Origin of the sequence: Klebsiella sp. P1954 (assembly GCF_018199955.1) — a bacterium.
Classification (GTDB): Bacteria; Pseudomonadota; Gammaproteobacteria; order Enterobacterales; family Enterobacteriaceae; genus Klebsiella; species Klebsiella pneumoniae.
In genome coordinates, this window is the sequence record NZ_CP073373.1 from 2408815 (window position 1) to 2427894 (window position 19080).

Sequence of the window (19080 nt, forward strand, 5' to 3'; positions counted from 1 at the left end):
GGCATTTGTGCCGCCATCCGGCACAAAAATGGCTACGGTATCTGCGGTGTCCTCCCCGGCGGCGCTGCGCTTGCCGGGCCTGGGGTATAGGGGCTTACGGGAGGAGCCCGTAGGCCGGATAAGCGTAGCACCATCCGGCACAAAGGCGGGTATGGCGCCGGAGGTTCCTTCCCGGCGGCGCTGCGCTTGCCGGGTCGGGGAGTGGGATTCCGCGGAGCGTTTCGCGAAAAAACACCCGTCGCCCTCAAACAGGAAGGCCGGTTAGCATCGCTAACCGGCCTTCTTTATCCGCTTCTGCACCACGCGTCAGTCGTGGCGCGGATACTCCGGCGTGTTGATCCAGGCGTGGTCATCTTCCCAGGTGAACAGCCATTTCCGGTCCGGCCCGGCCATCACGTTCAGATAGTAGCTGTCGTAACCGGCAATTGCTGCCACCGGATGGTAACCGCGCGGCACCATCACCACATCGTGGTTGTAGGGCGCCATACAGGCGTCCAGGCTGCGGTCGTCGGTGTAGACCCGCTGGAAGGCAAAGCCCTGCGGCGGATCGAAGCGGTGATAGTAGGTTTCTTCCAGCTGCGTCTCTTTGCCCGGCTGGGCGGTATCATGCTTATGCGACGGCCACGAGCTGGTGGCCCCCTCGTCGGTGTAGACTTCCACCACCAGCAGGCAGTCCGCCTCGGCGCTGTCCGGCAGAATATTATGCACCCGACGCTGGTTGCGCCCTTTCCCACGGTGCTCTACGCCGACGTCTTCCGGCCGAATGAGGCGTGCCGGGAAGCGGCCTTTGCCCGGCGCGCTGCATACCGCCAGCTCCAGATCGGAATCGGCAGTCACCTCGACTTTATCCTGCGGCGGGACGTAGACCGACCACGGCGGGGTGCGTTCAAACGGCGACATCCGTTTACCGAGATTCGGGAAATCGGCATGCTGCGTTTTCACCGACGCCAGCCCGGCGACCAGCACCAGGCATAGCTCGCGATCGCCGCTCTCCAGCGTCACGGTCTGCCCTTTTTTCAACATCCAGACATCAAAGCCGATATAGCGCCAACCGGCGCTTTGCGGCGTAATGTGCTGGATCTGTCCCTCTTTTCGCGATTTAGCCAGTAACGACATGGCGCTCTCCTTCGCCGATTAACCTAACGTCGGCATGCTGAATTCAGATACGGTCTGCTGCCCTGCCGGCCAGCGTACGGTGGCGGTCTTCATACGCGTGTAGAAGCGCACGCCGTCCGGCCCGTGGACGTTCAACGCGCCAAACACCGAGCGCTTCCAGCCGCCGAAGCTGTGGAACGCCATCGGCACCGGGACCGGCACGTTCACCCCGACCATCCCCGCCTGCACGTCGTGGACGAATTCACGCGCGGTGTGGCCGTTGCTGGTGAAAACGGCGCTGCCGTTGCCAAACTCGTGGCTGTTGACCAGCTCAAGGGCGCTGTCATAGTCCGCCGCGCGCACAATCCCCAGCACCGGGCCAAAGATCTCTTCGCGCCAGATGGTCATCTCCGGGGTGACGTGATCGAACAGGGTGCCGCCGACATAGTAGCCCGCGTCGTAACCCGGCACGCGCAGTTTGCGGCCATCGACCACCAGTTTTGCCCCTTCGCTTTCGCCTTTATCAATATAGCCGAGCACTTTTTTCTGGTGGGTATCAGACACCACCGGTCCCATCTCGTTCTCTTCCTGACCACGCATGCAGCCCGGGCCTACTTTCAGCGCTTCCACCAGCGGCTTCAGGCGGGCGATCAGTTTGTCGGCGGTTTCATCTCCCACCGCCACCACCACCGGCAGCGCCATGCAGCGCTCGCCTGCGGAGCCAAAAGCGCCGCCCATAATGGCGTTAACGGTGGCGTCGAGATCGGCATCCGGCATCACAATCGCGTGGTTTTTGGCGGCGCCGAAGGCCTGCACTCGCTTGCCGTGGGCGCTGGCGGTCTTATAGATATACTCCGCCACGCCGGAGGAGCCGACGAAGCTCACCGCCGCAATACGCGGGTCAGTGTACAGCTGCTCGGCATCTTCATTGCTGCAGTGCACGACGTTAAACACGCCGTCCGGTAGACCAGCCTCTTTTAACAGCTCTGCCAGACGCACAGCGGCCGTCGGCGCCAGCGCGGGCGGCTTGAGGACGAAACTGTTGCCGCAGGCCAGCGCCAGCGGGAACATCCACATCGGCACCATCGCCGGGAAGTTAAACGGGGTGATCCCTGCCACCACGCCCAGGGGCTGCATCAGCGAGTAGCTGTCGACGCCGGTGCCGACGTCAGAGGAGTATTCGCCTTTAATCAGGTGCGGGATCCCGCAGGCGAATTCGACCACTTCCATACCGCGGGTCAGCTCGCCCAGCGCATCCGACCACACCTTACCGTGCTCGCTGACGATGATCCCCGCCAGCTCTTCCACGTGCTGCTCCAGCAACATTTTGAAGTTGAACAGCACGCGGGCGCGGCGCAGCGGCGTGGTACGGGACCAACTGTCAAACGCATCGCGAGCAACCTGAATCGCCTCGGAGACTTCCTGCGCGGTTGACACCGTGACTTCGCGCACCGCTTTGCCCGTCGCCGGGTCGTACACCGGCATCGTTTCGTTGCTGCTGCTGATAACGGTTTTCCCGCCAATAAAGTTTCCTGTGATCGTCATGTTCTCGCCTCATAGTGAAGGGGGCCAGCGCACACCGGCCCGTCGCTGATTCTGCTGTGCTATAACCGTAGTAAAATGAAATTTATATTTCAACATTGTTGTGAAATGAAATTTCATTTTGGTGATAACAGTCGCATTTTGCGCTAACCGGTCGCCTGTGCGCTTCCCGCATCGCGCCTCGTTGCCCTCGACGCCAGGCTTCCCGCCGCTGTCGCGCCGGTAGTCGGTGCCGGTGATATTTTGCGAGACAGCTCAAACATTCATCATTTCCATTCTTGCTAATTTTGGAATAAACGTTTTGACTGTTAGCCAATTGAACGAACCTACCCCCTCTTCCGTCAGGAGTGTCCTATGGCCATCGCAATGCAACGTTTTTGTATTAACCGCAAAATCGCGCCAGCGCTCAGCATTGAAGCGTTTTTCCGTCTGGTGAACCGTCTGGGCCTGAATAAGGTCGAGCTGCGCAACGATTTACCCAGTGGAAAAGTGACCGACGATCTGAGCCATCAGCAGGTGCGCGAGCTGGCGGCGCGCTACCACATCGAGATCCTGACGATTAACGCGGTCTACCCCTTTAACCGTCGTAGCGAAGAGGTGCGGCAGTTGACCGAATCGCTGCTGAAAGAGGCCCAGGCCATCGGCGCCAAATCGCTGGTGCTCTGTCCGCTCAACGACGGCAGCGAGGTGCCGGCCAGCGAAACCCTGGGCGCCCTACGCGACCTGGCGCCGCTGTTCGCCTTCTATGGCATCCACGGCCTGGTGGAGCCGCTGGGCTTCCCGCAAAGCTCGCTGCGTTCTGCGCACCAGGCGCAGACGCTGATCCACGACGCCCGCGTGCCGTTTAAGCTGCTGATCGACACCTTCCATCACCATCTTTACCCGCAGGCGGCGGACGAGTTCAGCCAGGTAGAGGTGGCGGATATCGGGCTGGTGCACCTTTCAGGAGTGGACGATAGCCGTCCGCGCGAGCAGCTCACCGATGCCGAGCGCATCATGCTAACCCCGCAGGATCGTCTCGGCACCTGCGAGCAGGTTAAAGCGCTGGAAGCCCGCGGCTATCAGGGGGTGTACGCTTTTGAGCCCTTCGCCCCCGAGCTGGCGCAATGGAGCGAAGCGGATATCGAGCGCGAAATTGAGCAGAGCATCGCGCTCATCCAGCGCCACTGCGCCTGAGACACTCACGGTACAGCGTGCGCGGCGCGTGACGATTTTCCCAACGCCGGACGACGAGGTTGCCTATAATCGTCGCAGGATAAATGGAGGAATCGACCATGAGCTCACCCCTGTTGATTGCGCGCACGCTGGATAACGCGCTCTATTTACTGCCCGCGATGGCCAACCGCCATGGGCTTGTCACCGGTGCGACCGGCACCGGTAAAACCGTCACCCTGCAGAAGCTGGCTGAGTCGTTCTCGGAGATTGGCGTGCCGGTATTTATGGCCGACGTCAAGGGCGACCTGACCGGCATTGCCGCCGCGGGGCAGAGCTCAGAGAAACTGCAGGCGCGGCTGGAGAAGATCGGCGTCAGCGACTGGGAGCCGCACGCCAACCCGGTGGTGCTCTGGGATATCTTTGGCGAGAAGGGCCACCCGGTGCGGGCGACGGTCTCCGATCTCGGCCCCCTGCTGCTGGCGCGCCTGCTCAATCTCAACGAGGTGCAGAGCGGCGTACTGAACATTATTTTCCGCATCGCGGACGACCGCGGCCTGCTGCTGCTCGACTTCAAAGACCTCCGCGCCATCACCCAGTTTATCGGCGATAACGCCAAGTCTTTCCAGAACCAGTACGGCAATATTAACAGCGCCTCGATCGGCGCCATCCAGCGCGGGCTGTTGACCCTGGAGCAACAGGGCGCCGAGCACTTCTTCGGCGAGCCGATGCTGGATATTGCCGACTGGATGCGCGTCGATGCCAGCGGTAAAGGGGTGATCAATATCCTTAGCGCCGAAAAGCTCTACCAGATGCCGAAGCTGTACGCCGCCAGCCTGCTGTGGATGCTCTCCGAGCTCTACGAGCGCCTGCCGGAAGCCGGCGACCTCGATAAACCGAAGCTGGTGTTCTTCTTCGATGAGGCGCATCTGCTGTTCAACGACGCGCCGCAGGTGCTGCTGGATAAAATTGAACAGGTGATCCGCCTTATCCGCTCCAAGGGCGTCGGCGTCTACTTTGTCTCGCAGAACCCGGCGGATATTCCCGACGCCGTGCTCGGCCAGCTGGGCAACCGCGTGCAGCATGCCCTGCGCGCCTTTACGCCGAAGGACCAGAAGGCGGTGAAAACCGCCGCCCAGACCATGCGCGCCAACCCGGCCTTCAGTACCGAGCAGGCGATCCAGGAGCTGGGCACCGGCGAGGCGCTGATCTCCTTCCTCGATGAGAAAGGCAGCCCGTCGGTGGTCGAGCGGGCGATGGTTATCGCCCCCTGTTCGCGAATGGGGCCGGTCAGCGATGACGAGCGCAATGGTCTGCTGAACCACTCGCCGCTGTACGGTAAGTATGAGGAGGAGGTGGACCGCGAGTCGGCTTTCGAAATGCTGCAGCAAGGGGTGCAGGTCGCCACCGGGCAGCAGTCGGCTCCGCCGGCGAAGGGCCAGCAGAACGGCGATGACGACGGGCTGCTTGGCGGCCTGAAAGATATCCTGTTCGGCAGCACCGGCCCGCGGGGCGGAAAACGCGACGGTATCGTGCAGACCGCAGCGAAAAGCGCGGTTCGCCAGGTCACCAATCAGATCGTCCGCGGCATGCTGGGCAGCCTGCTGGGCGGACGCAAGCGCTAAAAAAAAGCCCCCTCATCGCTGAGGGGGCTTACGTTTCAGGCTTACCCGCTAGGCCTTGCGCATCATCAGCCAGAGGCTTATCAGGAAGAAGCTGGCGCTCGGCAACAGCGCGCCGATGATCGGCGGTATGCCGTAGACCAGGGTCAGCGGGCCGAAAATCTGATCGAGGACATAGAAGATAAAGCCGAAGCTAATCCCCGTCACCACCCGCACGCCCATCGGCACGCTACGCAGCGGGCCAAAGATAAACGACAGCGCCATCAGCATCATCACCGCCACCGACAGCGGCTGGAAGATTTTGCTCCACATATTGAGCTGGTAGCGTCCCGGATCCTGGCCGCTGGACTTGAGGTATTTCACATAGTTGTGCAGCCCGCTGATCGACAGCGCATCCGGATCCAGGGCAACCACGCCCAGTTTGTCCGGCGTCAGGTTGGTTTTCCAGGTGCCGCTCACCATCTGCGACCCGGTCACCTGCTTTGGATCGGTCAGGTCGGATTCATCCACCTGCGACAGACGCCACACTTTATTTTCGCTATCGAATTTTGCCGAAGCGGCATAGCGCACCGACTGTAAACGACGCTCCGGGTTGAAGGCATAGATGCTGACGCCCCCCAGCTCATCGTTGCCTTTTACGCGTTCGATATAGACAAAGTTGTGGCCATCTTTCGCCCACAGCCCCTGCTGGGTTGAGAGCAGCGAGCCGCCGTACATCTGCTGGGCACGGTAGTTGCGCGCCATCTGTTCGCCCTGCGGCGCCACCCACTCGCCGATGGCCATGGTCAGCAGCACCAGCGGGATCGCGGTTTTCATTACCGCCAGCGCTACCTGCAGCCGGGTGAAACCGGATGCCTGCATCACCACCAGTTCGCTGCGCTGGGCCAGCATCCCCAGCCCCAGCAGCGCGCCAAGCAGCGCCGCCATCGGGAAGAAGATCTGGATGTCCTTCGGCACGCTGAGGATGGTGTAGAGACCAGCGCCCAGCGCATCGTAGCTGCCCTGCCCGGACTTTTTCAGCTGATCGACAAACTTGATAATGCCGGAGAGCGACACCAGCATGAACAGGGTCATCATGATGGTGTTGAAAATCGTCTTACCGATATAACGGTCAAGTACGCCAAACGCCTGCATCAGGCCGCTCCTTTATTAAAACGGGCGCGGAAGCGGCGCATCGGCACCGTGTCCCACAGGTTTAACAGCACCGCCAGCGCAAAATAGAGCAGGTTAATCGCCCACATCCAGATAGCCGGGTCCATTTTGCCTTTGCCGCCGTTCGACTTAATCGACGTTTGCAGCAGGAAGAACACCAGGTAAAGCAGCATCGCCGGCAGCATCGACAGCACGCGGCCCTGACGCGGGTTCACCACGCTGAGCGGCACCACCATCAGCGCCATAATGAAGACGGTCGCCACCAGCGTGAAGCGCCAGTGCAGTTCGGCGCGCGCGCGGTCGGTGTGGGTTTTCCACAAGGTGCGCATATCCATCTGTTCGGTGTCGTCCGGATCGGCGCTCACCGCCTGGTGGCCGATAATAGCCTGATAGTTATTGAAGTCGGTAATGCGGAAGTCGCGCAGCATCGCGGTGCCTTCAAAGCGGGTGCCCTTGTTGAGGGTCACCACCTGCGAGCCGTCTTTCTGCTGCGACAGCTCGCCGGAATCCGCCACCACCACCGAGGGGCGCGCATTGCCTTTCGGACGCAGCTGGGCAAGGAAGACGTCATGGAAGCGGTTGCCGTTGACGCTTTCGATAAACATCACCGCGTTACCATCGCTGGCCTGCTGGAACTGGCCCTGGGCCAGCGCCGCCATACCGGGGTTAGCTTTAGCTTCGGCCAGCACTTCGTCCTGATGGCGCGACGACCACGGCCCCGCCCACATAACGTTCACCGCCGCCACCGCGCCGGTGAACAGCGCGAGGATCATCGCCGCCTTGATCAGCACGGCTTTGCTCAGGCCGCAGGCGTGCATCACCGTAATTTCACTTTCGGTGTACAGCTTGCCGAGGGTCATCAGCAGGCCAAGGAACAGACTTAACGGCAGGATAAGCTGCGCCATCTCCGGGATGCCGAGCCCCAACAGCGAGAGCACCAGATTGGTTGGGATATCGCCATCCACCGCGGCGCCGAGGATCCTGACTAATTTCTGACAAAAGAAAATCAGTAACAGGATGAATAGGATCGCCAACTGGCTTTTCAGCGTCTCACGAACCAGATATCTTATGATTATCACTATAAATACGCCCGTAAAAACCCGTTTTAGTGCAGGAAAATTGCTTGTTTCATGGCTTAAACGTCATTTATTCTCTTTGGTCGTCGAAAACGTCGCTAAGATTAAATGACTCATCGGTTCTGCATGTCAGGATCTTTTCTGACGAACCCAGGCCTTAATAACGTTAAGATTAACACGAAGTCACCGCAACAGCGGATATGAGTTACGAAAGCTTGCAATTATATACTCAATGGATTTCGAGTTGTAAGAAGGCAGCAGGGCTGTGGCCCCTGGCGCGCACAATGTGCCACGTCAGGGTAAGCAGGCGCAGCCGGCGCATCTGCAACTTGAAAGGCGACGAGTATAGCCGTAGCCACCACTGTTGTCTTTAAGATTCAGGAGCATAGTGCATGGAGTTCAGTGTAAAAAGCGGTAGCCCGGAGAAGCAGCGGAGCGCCTGTATCGTGGTCGGCGTCTTTGAACCACGTCGCCTCTCCCCCATCGCCGAACAACTCGATAAAATCAGCGACGGCTACATCAGCGCCCTGCTGCGTCGCGGCGAGCTGGAAGGCAAACCTGGCCAGACGTTATTGCTGCACCATGTGCCAAACATTCTGTCTGAGCGCATTCTGCTGATTGGCTGCGGCAAAGAGCGCGAGCTGGATGAGCGTCAGTATAAGCAGGTCATCCAGAAAACCATCAATACCCTGAATGATACCGGCTCAATGGAAGCCGTCTGCTTCCTGACCGAGCTGCACGTCAAAGGCCGTAACAACTACTGGAAAGTTCGCCAGGCGGTTGAAACCGCCAAAGAGACGCTGTACAGCTTCGACCAGTTGAAGACCAACAAAAGCGAGCCGCGTCGCCCGCTGCGTAAAATGGTCTTTAACGTGCCGACCCGTCGCGAGCTGACCAGCGGCGAACGCGCCATTCAGCATGGCCTGGCGATTGCCGCCGGCATCAAAGCGGCGAAAGATCTTGGCAATATGCCGCCGAACATCTGTAACGCCGCCTATCTGGCTTCCCAGGCGCGTCAGCTGGCCGATACCTACAGCAAAAACGTCATCACCCGGGTGATCGGCGAACAGCAGATGCGCGAGCTGGGGATGAACGCCTACCTCGCCGTCGGCAATGGGTCGCAGAACGAGTCGCTGATGTCGGTCATCGAATATAAAGGTAACCCGGCTGAGGACGCGCGCCCTATCGTGCTGGTCGGTAAAGGCCTGACCTTCGACTCCGGCGGTATCTCCATCAAGCCTGCCGAAGGCATGGACGAGATGAAGTACGACATGTGCGGCGCGGCGGCGGTGTACGGCGTGATGCGGATGGTTGCCGAACTGCAGTTGCCGCTGAACGTCATCGGCGTGCTGGCGGGCTGTGAAAACATGCCTGGCGGCCGCGCCTATCGTCCGGGTGACGTCCTGACCACTATGTCCGGCCAGACGGTGGAAGTGCTGAACACCGACGCCGAAGGCCGCCTGGTGCTGTGCGACGTTCTGACCTACGTTGAGCGCTTCGAGCCGGAAGCGGTTATCGACGTGGCGACGCTGACCGGGGCCTGCGTGATTGCCCTCGGCCATCACATCACCGGCCTGATGTCGAACCATAACCCGCTGGCCCATGAGCTGATCGGCGCCTCCGAACTGGCGGGCGACCGCGCATGGCGTTTGCCGCTGGCCGACGAGTTCCAGGATCAGCTGGAGTCCAATTTTGCCGATATGGCGAACATTGGCGGCCGTCCTGGCGGCGCGATCACCGCCGGCTGTTTCCTGTCGCGCTTCACCCGCAAGTACAACTGGGCGCACCTCGACATCGCCGGTACTGCCTGGCGTTCCGGTAAGGCCAAAGGCGCGACCGGTCGTCCGGTGGCGCTGCTGTCGCAGTTCCTGCTCAATCGTGCGGGTTTTAACGGCGAAGAGTGATGTGACATGCCGGGTGGCGGCGATGCCTTACCCGGCTTACAAACGGCAGCACATTGTAGGCCGGGTAAGCGTAGCGCCGCCCGGCTTTGCATTTAAATCCACAACAAGAAGCCCCATATATGAAAAACGCAACGTTCTATCTTCTGGACAATGACGCCACCGTCGACGGCCTGAGCGCCGTCGAGCAGCTGGTGTGTGACATTGCCGCAGAACGTTGGCGCAACGGCAAGCGCGTCCTGATCGCCTGCGAAGATGAACAGCAGGCGATTCGTCTCGACGAGGCGCTGTGGTCGCGGCCGCCGGAGAGCTTTGTGCCGCATAATCTGGCGGGCGAAGGCCCGAGAGGCGGCGCGCCGGTAGAGATTGCCTGGCCGCAAAAGCGCAACAGCAGCCCGCGGGATATTCTTATCAGCCTGCGGCTAAACTTTGCAGATTTTGCCACCGCTTTCACAGAAGTGATAGACTTTGTCCCTTACGAAGACAATCTGAAACAACTGGCGCGCGAACGCTATAAGGCGTACCGCATGGCTGGTTTCAACCTGAACACGGCAACCTGGAAATAATGGAAAAGACATACAACCCACAAGATATCGAACAGCCGCTTTACGAGCACTGGGAAAAGCAGGGCTATTTCAAACCGAATGGTGATGAAAGCCAGGAGAGCTTCTGCATCATGATCCCGCCGCCGAACGTCACCGGCAGTTTGCATATGGGTCATGCCTTCCAGCAAACCATCATGGATACCATGATTCGCTACCAGCGCATGCAGGGCAAAAACACTCTGTGGCAGGCCGGTACCGACCACGCAGGTATCGCTACCCAGATGGTGGTTGAGCGTAAGATTGCCGCTGAAGAAGGGAAAACCCGCCACGACTACGGCCGCGACGCCTTTATCGACAAAATCTGGCAGTGGAAAGCGGAATCCGGCGGCACTATTACCCGTCAGATGCGCCGTCTCGGCAACTCCGTGGACTGGGAGCGCGAGCGCTTCACCATGGACGAGGGGCTTTCCAATGCCGTGAAAGAAGTCTTTGTTCGCCTGTACAAAGAAGACCTGATCTACCGCGGCAAACGCCTGGTTAACTGGGACCCGAAACTGCGCACCGCCATTTCCGACCTCGAAGTGGAAAACCGCGAATCGAAAGGTTCCATGTGGCACATCCGCTACCCGCTGGCCGATGGCGCGAAAACCGCTGACGGTAAAGATTACCTGGTGGTCGCCACCACCCGTCCGGAAACCCTGCTGGGCGATACCGGCGTGGCCGTTAACCCGGAAGATCCGCGCTACAAAGATCTGATTGGCAAATTCGTGGTGCTGCCGCTGGTTAACCGCCGCATCCCGATCGTGGGCGACGAACACGCCGACATGGAAAAAGGCACCGGCTGCGTGAAGATCACCCCGGCGCACGACTTTAACGACTACGAAGTGGGTCGTCGTCACCAGCTGCCGATGATCAACATCCTTACCTTTGACGGCGACATCCGCGAAAGCGCGGAAGTCTACGACACCAAAGGCAATGAATCCGACGTCTACTCCAGCGAGATCCCGGCAGAGTTCCAGAAACTGGAACGCTTCGCGGCGCGTAAAGCCGTTGTTGCGGCGGTTGACGCCCTCGGCCTGCTGGAAGAGATCAAACCGCACGACCTGACCGTCCCTTACGGCGATCGCGGCGGCGTGGTGATCGAGCCGATGCTGACCGACCAGTGGTACGTGCGCGCGGACGTGCTGGCCAAGCCAGCAGTCGAAGCCGTTGAAAACGGCGACATTCAGTTCGTGCCGAAGCAGTACGAAAACATGTACTTCTCCTGGATGCGCGATATTCAGGACTGGTGTATCTCCCGTCAGCTGTGGTGGGGTCACCGCATCCCGGCATGGTATGACAACGACGGCAACGTCTACGTAGGCCGTAGCGAAGACGAAGTCCGTCAGGAAAACAACCTGAGCGCCGACGTTGCCCTGCGTCAGGATGAAGACGTTCTCGATACCTGGTTCTCCTCCGCGCTGTGGACCTTCTCCACCCTCGGCTGGCCGGAAAACACCGACGCCCTGCGTCAGTTCCACCCGACCAGCGTGATGGTGTCCGGCTTCGACATTATCTTCTTCTGGATCGCCCGCATGATCATGATGACCATGCACTTCATCAAAGATGAAAACGGTAAACCGCAGGTTCCGTTTAAGACCGTCTACATGACCGGTCTGATCCGCGATGACGAAGGCCAGAAGATGTCCAAGTCCAAGGGTAACGTCATTGACCCGCTGGATATGGTTGACGGCATCACCCTGCCGGAGCTGCTGGAAAAACGTACCGGCAACATGATGCAGCCGCAGCTGGCGGATAAAATCCGCAAGCGTACCGAGAAACAGTTCCCGAACGGCATCGAGCCGCACGGCACCGACGCCCTGCGCTTCACCCTGGCGGCGCTGGCCTCTACCGGCCGCGACATCAACTGGGATATGAAGCGTCTGGAAGGTTACCGTAACTTCTGTAATAAGCTGTGGAACGCCAGCCGCTTCGTGCTGATGAACACCGAAGATCAGGATTGCGGCTTCAACGGCGGCGAAATGGTGCTCTCCCTCGCCGACCGCTGGATCATCGCGGAATTCAACCACACCGTGAAAGCGTATCGCGAAGCGCTGGATAACTTCCGCTTCGATATCGCCGCCGGCATCCTGTACGAGTTCACCTGGAACCAGTTCTGCGACTGGTACCTGGAGCTGACCAAGCCGGTCATGAACGGTGGCAGCGAAGCGGAGCTGCGCGGGACTCGCCATACGCTGGTGACCGTGCTGGAAGGTCTGCTGCGCCTGGCGCATCCGATCATTCCGTTCATTACCGAGACCATCTGGCAGCGCGTGAAAGCGATCTGCGGGATCACCGCCGACACCATCATGCTGCAGCCGTTCCCGCAGTACGATGCATCTCAGGTGGATGACGCGGCGCTGGCCGACACCGAATGGCTGAAGCAGGCGATCGTCGCCGTGCGTAACATCCGTGCGGAAATGAACATCGCTCCGGGCAAACCGCTGGAACTGCTGCTGCGCGGCTGCAGCAAAGAGGCCGAGCGTCGTGTGAACGACAACCGCAGCTTCCTGCTGAACCTGGCGCGTCTGGAAAGCATTACCGTGCTGCCTGCCGATGATAAAGGTCCGGTCTCGGTGACCAAGATTGTCGACGGCGCCGAGCTGCTGATCCCGATGGCGGGCCTCATCAATAAAGAAGATGAACTGGCGCGTCTGGCGAAAGAAGTGGCCAAAATCGAAGGTGAAATTGGCCGCATCGAGAGCAAGCTGGCCAACGAAGGCTTTGTCGCCCGCGCGCCGGAAGCAGTTATCGCTAAAGAGCGCGAGAAGCTGGAAGGCTACGCGGAAGCGAAAGCGAAGCTGATTGAGCAGCAGGCGGTGATCGCCGCGCTATGATCCTCCCGCCCCTTGCCACCCGGCAAGGGGCGTTTTTTATGAAACATCCTCGCTTGCGCTTTCCCCTGTCGCGATGTTATTAACATCATCATTCGTCTTTTTTGGGTAATGAGTCATTGTATGAATACGAGCGTCCCCGCGGCGACGTTGCTGCGTCGCATTACGGCGGCAGACAATGCCGCCATCGCCAGGGTCATCCGCCAGGTCTCGGCTGAATATGGCCTGACCGCCGATAAAGGCTATACGGTCGCCGACCCGAATCTCGATGAGCTGTATGAGCTGTACAGCCAGCCGGGCTCCGCCTACTGGGTGGTAGAGAAAGAGGGGGAAGTGGTTGGCGGCGGCGGCGTCGCGCCGCTCGCCTGCAGCGAGCCGGATATCTGCGAACTGCAGAAAATGTATTTTATGACCAGCGCCCGCGGCCAGGGGCTGGCGAAGAAGCTGGCGCTGCTGGCGCTGGACTACGCCCGCGAACAAGGGTTTAAGCGCTGCTATCTGGAAACCACCGCCTTCCTGACGGAGGCGATCGGCTTATATGAACATCTCGGCTTCGAGCACATTGACGGGCCGCTGGGCTGCACCGGCCACGTGGACTGTGAAGTGCGGATGCTGAAAACGCTGTAGCGCCTCGATATCGCAGGCGTCCCCGGTAGCGCTACGCTTACCGGGGCTACACGGCTAAGCGTAGCGCGAGCCGGGTATGTCCCGGATGGCACCGCTGGCACCTTACCCGTGCTCGCGGTGCCGTTTTTTTGTCGGGTGGCGGCTAACGCCTTACCCGACCTACGGCCCGTACCATTGCGAGCTGAAGCTCTCAACGCTATCTCTCCCCATGGCTACTGAAACTGCCGGTGTTAGTGACTACCGGGCCCGAATATCGTGGGTTACGCCGCTACCGGCACACCGCTGTGAAAGCGGAACTCGGCCTCGGGACGGAGGATCAGCGCCGCTTCCGCCTCGCCGAGCTGGCGCACCCGCTCGCTGATATCTTCTCCGGCAATCTTCTGCGCCAGATCCAGATAGTCCTGATAGTGACGCGCCTCGGAGCGCAGCAGCGACAGGTAGAACTTTTGCAGATCGTCGTCCAGCCACGGCGCCAGGGCGGCAAAGCGTTCGCAGGAGCGGGCCTCGATATAGGCGCCGCAGATCAGCTTATCGATCAGCATCACCGGCTCATGCGAGCGCACTTCGCGCCGCAGGCCGCGGGCATAGTTGCTGGCGGTGATTTTGACATAGGGGATATCGCGCGCCAGCATCATCTCCCGCACCTGCCAGAAGTGATGCAGTTCCTCTTTAATCAATAAAATCATGCTGTCCAGCAGCTGGCGGCCCCACGGGTCGTCGGTCTGCGGCATGGCGCTTTTGTTGATCCGTTTATGCAGGGTGACAAAATCCGGCTCCGGCCCCCGGCGGTAGGTGAAGTCTTCGTACGGCTTCAGGCAGGCCAACAGTTCGTCGGCGTCAGCTTTATCCGCGACGTAGCGACGCACCAGCAGCATAGCGTTCTGCGCCGCTTTCAGCTCGCACACCATATGGTCGGTCAGCAGCAGCGGCAGGTTTTCCGGCTTGCGGGCTTCGTCAATCCACGCCTGCGGCGTCGGGCAGTGCAGGAAGTTGATAATCGGGGAAAGAATCTGCGGGTAATCCATGGAGGTTCCTTGCTATACGGCGGCAGGCGCCGCCGTATCCATCTACGACATTTGCGACTTAGTGGCGAACACCATCGTCGTCTTCATCGACATACTCTTCGTCATCGTCGTCGCCGTCTTCACCGTTCGGGTCCTCATAATAGGTGCCCCAACCGTCATACTCGACGTCATATTTTTCTGCCAGCGTCATCAGCTGTTCCACCTGGGCATCGATCAGGTCTGCGTTCAGCGCGCATTCGCTCAGAATATCGCAGCAGATGACCATGTCACCCTCTTCCACTTCCAGCTCTTCGGGCTCGGTCACTTCGTAGCCCAGCTTGAACGCTTCAACCGCCACTTTCTCCAGGGTTTCGAAATCGTCTGCAGAGAGGTGATGCTCAATCGTGTACAGTGCGTCCGGATCGCTGCCATCTTCCAGCAGCTCTTCGATAATCAGACGCGTCTCTTCACGCTGTTCTTCCAGGTGTTCCGGGTTTGCCATGGCTCGTTCCTCATAATGTGCGGCAGTTATCCCTATTGTCACATACCGCCGTCATTGCCTCCACTTCTCAGTGAAAGATTTCGATCACAGACTTGCAAATGAATATTCATACATATAAATTGAATTTTAATTCAATTAGTGGCCTATGCCAGGTGAGGGAACCATGTCTGCGTTTTACCAGAAGCATTTTTTAAAGTTACTCGATTTTACGCCTGCAGAAATCACCGCCCTGCTCGAGCTGGCAGCAAAGCTGAAAGCCGATAAGAAAAACGGTATCGAAGTCCAGAAACTGGCAGGAAAAAACATCGCGCTCATCTTCGAAAAAGACTCAACCCGTACACGATGCTCTTTCGAAGTTGCCGCATACGATCAAGGCGCCCGCGTGACCTATCTGGGGCCCAGCGGCAGCCAGATTGGCCATAAAGAGTCGATCAAGGACACCGCCCGCGTGCTCGGACGGATGTACGACGGCATTCAGTACCGCGGCCACGGCCAGGAAGTGGTAGAGACCCTGGCGCAATACGCCGGCGTGCCGGTGTGGAACGGCCTCACCAACGAGTTCCACCCCACCCAGCTGCTGGCGGACCTGCTGACCATGAAAGAGCATCTGCCGGGCAAAGCCTTTAACCAGATGACGCTGGTCTACGCCGGCGACGCGCGCAACAACATGGGCAATTCGATGCTGGAAGCCGCCGCGTTGACCGGTCTGGATCTGCGCCTGGTGGCGCCATCGGCCTGCTGGCCGGAGGCCGCGCTGGTGGAGACCTGCACCGCGCTGGCCAAACAGCAGGGCGGCAACATCACCCTGACGGAAGATATCGCCGCGGGGGTGAAAGGCGCCGATTTTATCTATACCGACGTCTGGGTCTCAATGGGCGAGGCGAAGGAAAAATGGGCCGAACGTATCGCCCTGCTGCGCGACTATCAGGTTAACAGCGCGATGCTGGCGCTGACCGGCAACCCGCAGGTCAAGTTCCTCCACTGCCTGCCGGCGTTCCACGACGACCAGACCACGCTGGGCAAACAGATGGCTGCCGATTACGGCCTGCACGGCGGCATGGAGGTGACTGACGAGGTGTTTGAGTCGGCGGCGAGCGTGGTCTTCGACCAGGCGGAAAACCGGATGCACACCATCAAAGCGGTGATGGTGGCGACGCTGAGCAAATAGCCCCTCGCTCGCGGCTGTGTCCCGGATGGCACGGCGTTCATCCGGGATTCGGTTCGCCATTTTACGCCATCAGCATCTTCACCACCGCTTTGCGCACCTTCGCCGGGGCGCCAACGGCGCACAGCGGTTTATGCACTTCGCCGGGATAAAACACCACAAAGTCCCCTTCGTTGAGGATCACCGTTTTTTCCTGCTGGCCTTCGGCAAGAAAAGCGATGTCTTTCTCCGCCAGCCAGTCGGTCTGCGGCTCTCCTGGCGGCAAAGTGCTGAAGGTCATCCCCTCGCTGCCGCGGAGCACAATCTGGATATCGAGATAGCGAGCATGGTACTCCGCGCGGCGCGCGGCCTGCGGCTCGGTGGTGTCTTCAGAAATCAGATAAAACAGGTTGTCGCCGTCGATAGCGTGTTTACCCAGCGGCGTCGCCTCGCTGACCTGAGCGATAACGTGTTCGATAGCCTCGCGCAGCGCGGCAGGCAGCCATGGCTGCAGATGGTGGATATTGCCAATAATCATTGCTAACCTCAAATATAAAACAGCATTTCATTTTATCGTGTTATACCCCCATCGCGGCTGCCATACCAGTACAGTTTCACGCTTCTTTGCGCTGGCGCACTTTTCGACAGGCAAACGATTACCTGTTTGTGAATGAATCGCTTGATCGTCATAACGGTCTGCGTATAATGCCAGTCGTTTTGCCGGGAGGAAGCATGGCCAATTGCGTACGACATTCTGTCTTAGCGCGTCTCAATGCAGACGCTGGCCTGCCGTTTTTCTTTCCGTTGCTCATTGGATTCCCGAAGCCCCTTATTTAAGGGGCTTTTTTTTTGCCCAGGCGTCAGGAGATAAGCATGGCTAACCCGCTATATCAAAAACATATCATTTCCATAAACGATCTCAGCCGCGAAGACCTCGAACTGGTGCTGGCGACGGCGGCAAAGCTGAAAGCCAATCCACAACCCGAGCTGCTGAAGCATAAGGTTATCGCCAGCTGTTTCTTTGAAGCCTCGACCCGCACCCGCCTCTCTTTTGAAACCTCGATGCACCGCCTGGGCGCCAGCGTGGTCGGCTTTTCCGACAGCGCCAACACCTCACTGGGCAAAAAAGGGGAAACGCTGGCGGATACCATCTCCGTCATCAGCACCTACGTCGACGCCATCGTGATGCGTCATCCGCAGGAGGGCGCCGCGCGCCTGGCGACCGAATTCTCCGGCGGCGTGCCGGTACTGAACGCCGGCGACGGCGCTAACCAGCACCCGACCCAAACCCTGCTCGACCTGTTCACCATTCAGGAGACCCAGGGCCGCCTCGAAAACCTCAACGTGGCGATGGTCGGCGATCTGAAGTATGGCCGTACCGTCCACTCCCTGACCCAGGCGCTGGCCAAATTCAACGGCAACCGCTTCTACTTCATCGCCCCGGACGCGCTGGCCATGCCGCAGTACATCCTCGATATGCTCGATGAAAAAGGCATCGCCTGGAGCCTGCATAGCGCCATCGACGACGTGATGGCGGAAGTGGATATTCTGTACATGACCCGCGTGCAGAAAGAGCGTCTGGATCCGTCGGAATACGCCAACGTCAAAGCGCAGTTCGTCCTGCGCGCCGCCGACCTCGAAGGGGCGCGCGCCAATATGAAGGTGCTGCACCCGCTGCCGCGCATTGACGAAATCACCACCGATGTCGATAAAACACCGCACGCCTGGTACTTCCAGCAGGCCGGTAACGGCATCTTCGCCCGCCAGGCGTTACTGGCACTGGTACTGAATAGCGAGCTGGCACTGTAAGGGGGAATGAGAGATGACACACGACAATAAACTGCAGGTAGAAGCAATCAAACGCGGCACCGTGATTGACCATATCCCGGCGCAGGTCGGCTTTAAGCTGCTCACCCTGTTCAAACTGACCGAAACCGACCAGCGCATCACCATCGGCCTGAACCTGCCCTCCGGCGAAATGGGCCGCAAGGATTTGATTAAAATCGAGAACACCTTCCTGACCGACGAGCAGGTTAACCAGCTGTCGCTGTACGCCCCGCAGGCGACGGTAAACCGCATTGATGATTACGAAGTGGTGGGCAAATCCCGCCCGAGCTTGCCGGATCGTATCGACAGCGTGCTGGTCTGCCCGAACAGCAACTGTATCAGCCACGCCGAACCGGTTTCTTCCAGTTTTGCAGTGAAAAAACGCGCTGATGACATCGCACTCAAATGTAAATACTGCGAAAAAGAGTTTTCTCATTATGTGGTGCTGGCCAACTAAATGCGGTTGGTATTGGTGGTAGGCCTCCCTATAATGGCTACCACCCTACGCTTCGTCCTTCAGGCGGCGTCTGCGCCGGCGATACAGCGCTTACCGCCTGGCGGCAACCTGAATGATTTTGCGTAACATTACTCAGTTCATCTGGAGATAACATGAGCAAAACTATTGCGACGGAAAATGCACCAGCGGCGATTGGCCCCTACGTTCAGGGCGTTGACCTCGGCAGCATGATCATCACCTCTGGCCAGATCCCGGTCGACCCGAAAACCGGCAGCGTCCCGGAAGACGTGTCCGCGCAGGCGCGCCAGTCGCTGAACAACGTGAAAGCGATCGTTGAAGCCGCTGGCCTCACCGTCGGCGATATCGTCAAGACCACCGTATTCGTCAAAGATCTCAACGATTTCGCTACCGTTAACGCCACCTACGAAGCGTTCTTCACCGAGCATAACGCCACCTTCCCGGCGCGCTCCTGCGTTGAAGTCGCACGTCTGCCGAAAGACGTGAAGATCGAGATCGAAGCCATCGCCGTGCGTCGCTGATCGCTCTCGTCGGCATGAAAAA

20 protein-coding genes are annotated in these 19080 nt (G+C 59.2%); 13 read left to right on the plus strand and 7 right to left on the minus strand.

The genetic code is table 11. The features are described 5' to 3' along the window. Positions 1-306: 306 nt before the first annotated feature. Positions 307-1116 carry a 5-deoxy-glucuronate isomerase gene (gene iolB, locus KB890_RS11550; RefSeq protein ID WP_004186731.1) on the minus strand — a complete coding sequence of 270 codons (810 nt, stop codon included), beginning with the start codon at positions 1114-1116 and terminating at the stop codon, positions 307-309. 18 nt (positions 1117-1134) lie between these two features. Further along, on the minus strand, positions 1135-2640 hold the full coding sequence (locus KB890_RS11555) for a CoA-acylating methylmalonate-semialdehyde dehydrogenase (protein WP_004146794.1): 1506 nt from the start codon (positions 2638-2640) through the stop codon (positions 1135-1137). A 351-nt stretch (positions 2641-2991) separates the two neighbouring features. Between KB890_RS11555 and KB890_RS11560 the strand changes: the two genes are divergently transcribed. Both KB890_RS11560 and KB890_RS11565 read left to right on the plus strand, forming a co-directional pair. Beyond that, positions 2992-3813 carry a TIM barrel protein gene (locus tag KB890_RS11560; protein ID WP_004178392.1) on the plus strand — a complete coding sequence of 274 codons (822 nt, stop codon included), beginning with the start codon at positions 2992-2994 and terminating at the stop codon, positions 3811-3813. Between the two features lie 98 nt (positions 3814-3911). Then, positions 3912-5414: a helicase HerA-like C-terminal domain-containing protein gene (locus KB890_RS11565; RefSeq protein ID WP_004178391.1), complete on the plus strand. Its 1503-nt coding sequence runs from the start codon at positions 3912-3914 to the stop codon at positions 5412-5414. Between the two features lie 48 nt (positions 5415-5462). Here the strand turns inward: KB890_RS11565 and lptG are convergent, their stop codons facing one another. Continuing rightward, positions 5463-6545 carry an LPS export ABC transporter permease LptG gene (lptG, locus tag KB890_RS11570; RefSeq protein ID WP_002886956.1) on the minus strand — a complete coding sequence of 361 codons (1083 nt, stop codon included), beginning with the start codon at positions 6543-6545 and terminating at the stop codon, positions 5463-5465. Then, a complete protein-coding gene (lptF, locus tag KB890_RS11575) occupies positions 6545-7642 on the minus strand; it encodes an LPS export ABC transporter permease LptF (protein ID WP_002886955.1) in 1098 nt (365 codons plus the stop codon). The genes lptG and lptF overlap by 1 nt, the downstream gene beginning before the upstream one ends. A gap of 389 nt (positions 7643-8031) precedes the next feature. Between lptF and pepA the strand changes: the two genes are divergently transcribed. From pepA to KB890_RS11595, 4 genes are all read left to right on the plus strand, one after another. Beyond that, positions 8032-9543: a leucyl aminopeptidase gene (gene pepA / locus KB890_RS11580; protein ID WP_002886954.1), complete on the plus strand. Its 1512-nt coding sequence runs from the start codon at positions 8032-8034 to the stop codon at positions 9541-9543. 119 nt (positions 9544-9662) lie between these two features. After that, positions 9663-10106, plus strand: coding sequence for a DNA polymerase III subunit chi (gene holC / locus KB890_RS11585; RefSeq protein WP_002886953.1), 444 nt, complete (start codon positions 9663-9665; stop codon positions 10104-10106). Further along, entirely contained in the window at positions 10106-12961 is a 2856-nt protein-coding gene (locus KB890_RS11590; RefSeq protein ID WP_009486532.1) for a valine--tRNA ligase, read from the plus strand. Before holC ends, KB890_RS11590 begins: the two co-directional genes overlap by 1 nt. A gap of 120 nt (positions 12962-13081) precedes the next feature. Beyond that, a complete protein-coding gene (locus tag KB890_RS11595) occupies positions 13082-13585 on the plus strand; it encodes a GNAT family N-acetyltransferase (RefSeq protein ID WP_008807124.1) in 504 nt (167 codons plus the stop codon). Between the two features lie 260 nt (positions 13586-13845). On the opposite strand, the gene miaE is transcribed toward KB890_RS11595, so the two are convergent. Together miaE and rraB are read right to left on the minus strand one after the other, a co-directional pair. Beyond that, the gene (gene miaE / locus KB890_RS11600) at positions 13846-14610 is read right to left on the minus strand and encodes a tRNA isopentenyl-2-thiomethyl-A-37 hydroxylase MiaE (protein ID WP_004178389.1); all 765 of its coding nucleotides are present in this window, start codon (positions 14608-14610) and stop codon (positions 13846-13848) included. A gap of 58 nt (positions 14611-14668) precedes the next feature. Then, complete coding sequence (gene rraB, locus KB890_RS11605; protein WP_002886947.1) at positions 14669-15091, minus strand: ribonuclease E inhibitor RraB; 423 nt, start codon at positions 15089-15091, stop codon at positions 14669-14671. Positions 15092-15189: 98 nt separating this feature from the next. Here rraB and argL point away from each other — a divergent pair, with 98 nt between their 5' ends. Continuing rightward, positions 15190-15285 carry a putative translational regulatory protein ArgL gene (argL, locus tag KB890_RS27805; RefSeq protein WP_370736902.1) on the plus strand — a complete coding sequence of 32 codons (96 nt, stop codon included), beginning with the start codon at positions 15190-15192 and terminating at the stop codon, positions 15283-15285. Then, complete coding sequence (gene argF / locus KB890_RS11610) at positions 15255-16259, plus strand: ornithine carbamoyltransferase (protein ID WP_004178387.1); 1005 nt, start codon at positions 15255-15257, stop codon at positions 16257-16259. Before argL ends, argF begins: the two co-directional genes overlap by 31 nt. A gap of 61 nt (positions 16260-16320) precedes the next feature. On the opposite strand, the gene KB890_RS11615 is transcribed toward argF, so the two are convergent. After that, positions 16321-16773, minus strand: coding sequence for a YhcH/YjgK/YiaL family protein (locus tag KB890_RS11615; protein WP_004178385.1), 453 nt, complete (start codon positions 16771-16773; stop codon positions 16321-16323). 194 nt (positions 16774-16967) lie between these two features. On the opposite strand from KB890_RS11615, the gene KB890_RS11620 reads away from it, so the two are divergent. From KB890_RS11620 to ridA, 5 genes are all read left to right on the plus strand, one after another. After that, a complete protein-coding gene (locus tag KB890_RS11620) occupies positions 16968-17072 on the plus strand; it encodes a pyrBI operon leader peptide (protein ID WP_002886930.1) in 105 nt (34 codons plus the stop codon). Next, complete coding sequence (locus KB890_RS27685; protein WP_227650304.1) at positions 17047-17106, plus strand: pyrBI operon leader peptide; 60 nt, start codon at positions 17047-17049, stop codon at positions 17104-17106. The genes KB890_RS11620 and KB890_RS27685 overlap by 26 nt, the downstream gene beginning before the upstream one ends. A gap of 2 nt (positions 17107-17108) precedes the next feature. Then, positions 17109-18044, plus strand: coding sequence for an aspartate carbamoyltransferase (pyrB, locus tag KB890_RS11625; RefSeq protein ID WP_002886928.1), 936 nt, complete (start codon positions 17109-17111; stop codon positions 18042-18044). Between the two features lie 13 nt (positions 18045-18057). Beyond that, positions 18058-18519, plus strand: a complete 462-nt coding sequence (pyrI, locus tag KB890_RS11630; RefSeq protein ID WP_002886927.1) for an aspartate carbamoyltransferase regulatory subunit — start codon at positions 18058-18060, stop codon at positions 18517-18519. 152 nt (positions 18520-18671) lie between these two features. Then, positions 18672-19058, plus strand: a complete 387-nt coding sequence (ridA, locus tag KB890_RS11635) for a 2-iminobutanoate/2-iminopropanoate deaminase (protein WP_002886926.1) — start codon at positions 18672-18674, stop codon at positions 19056-19058. Positions 19059-19080: the final 22 nt, after the last annotated feature.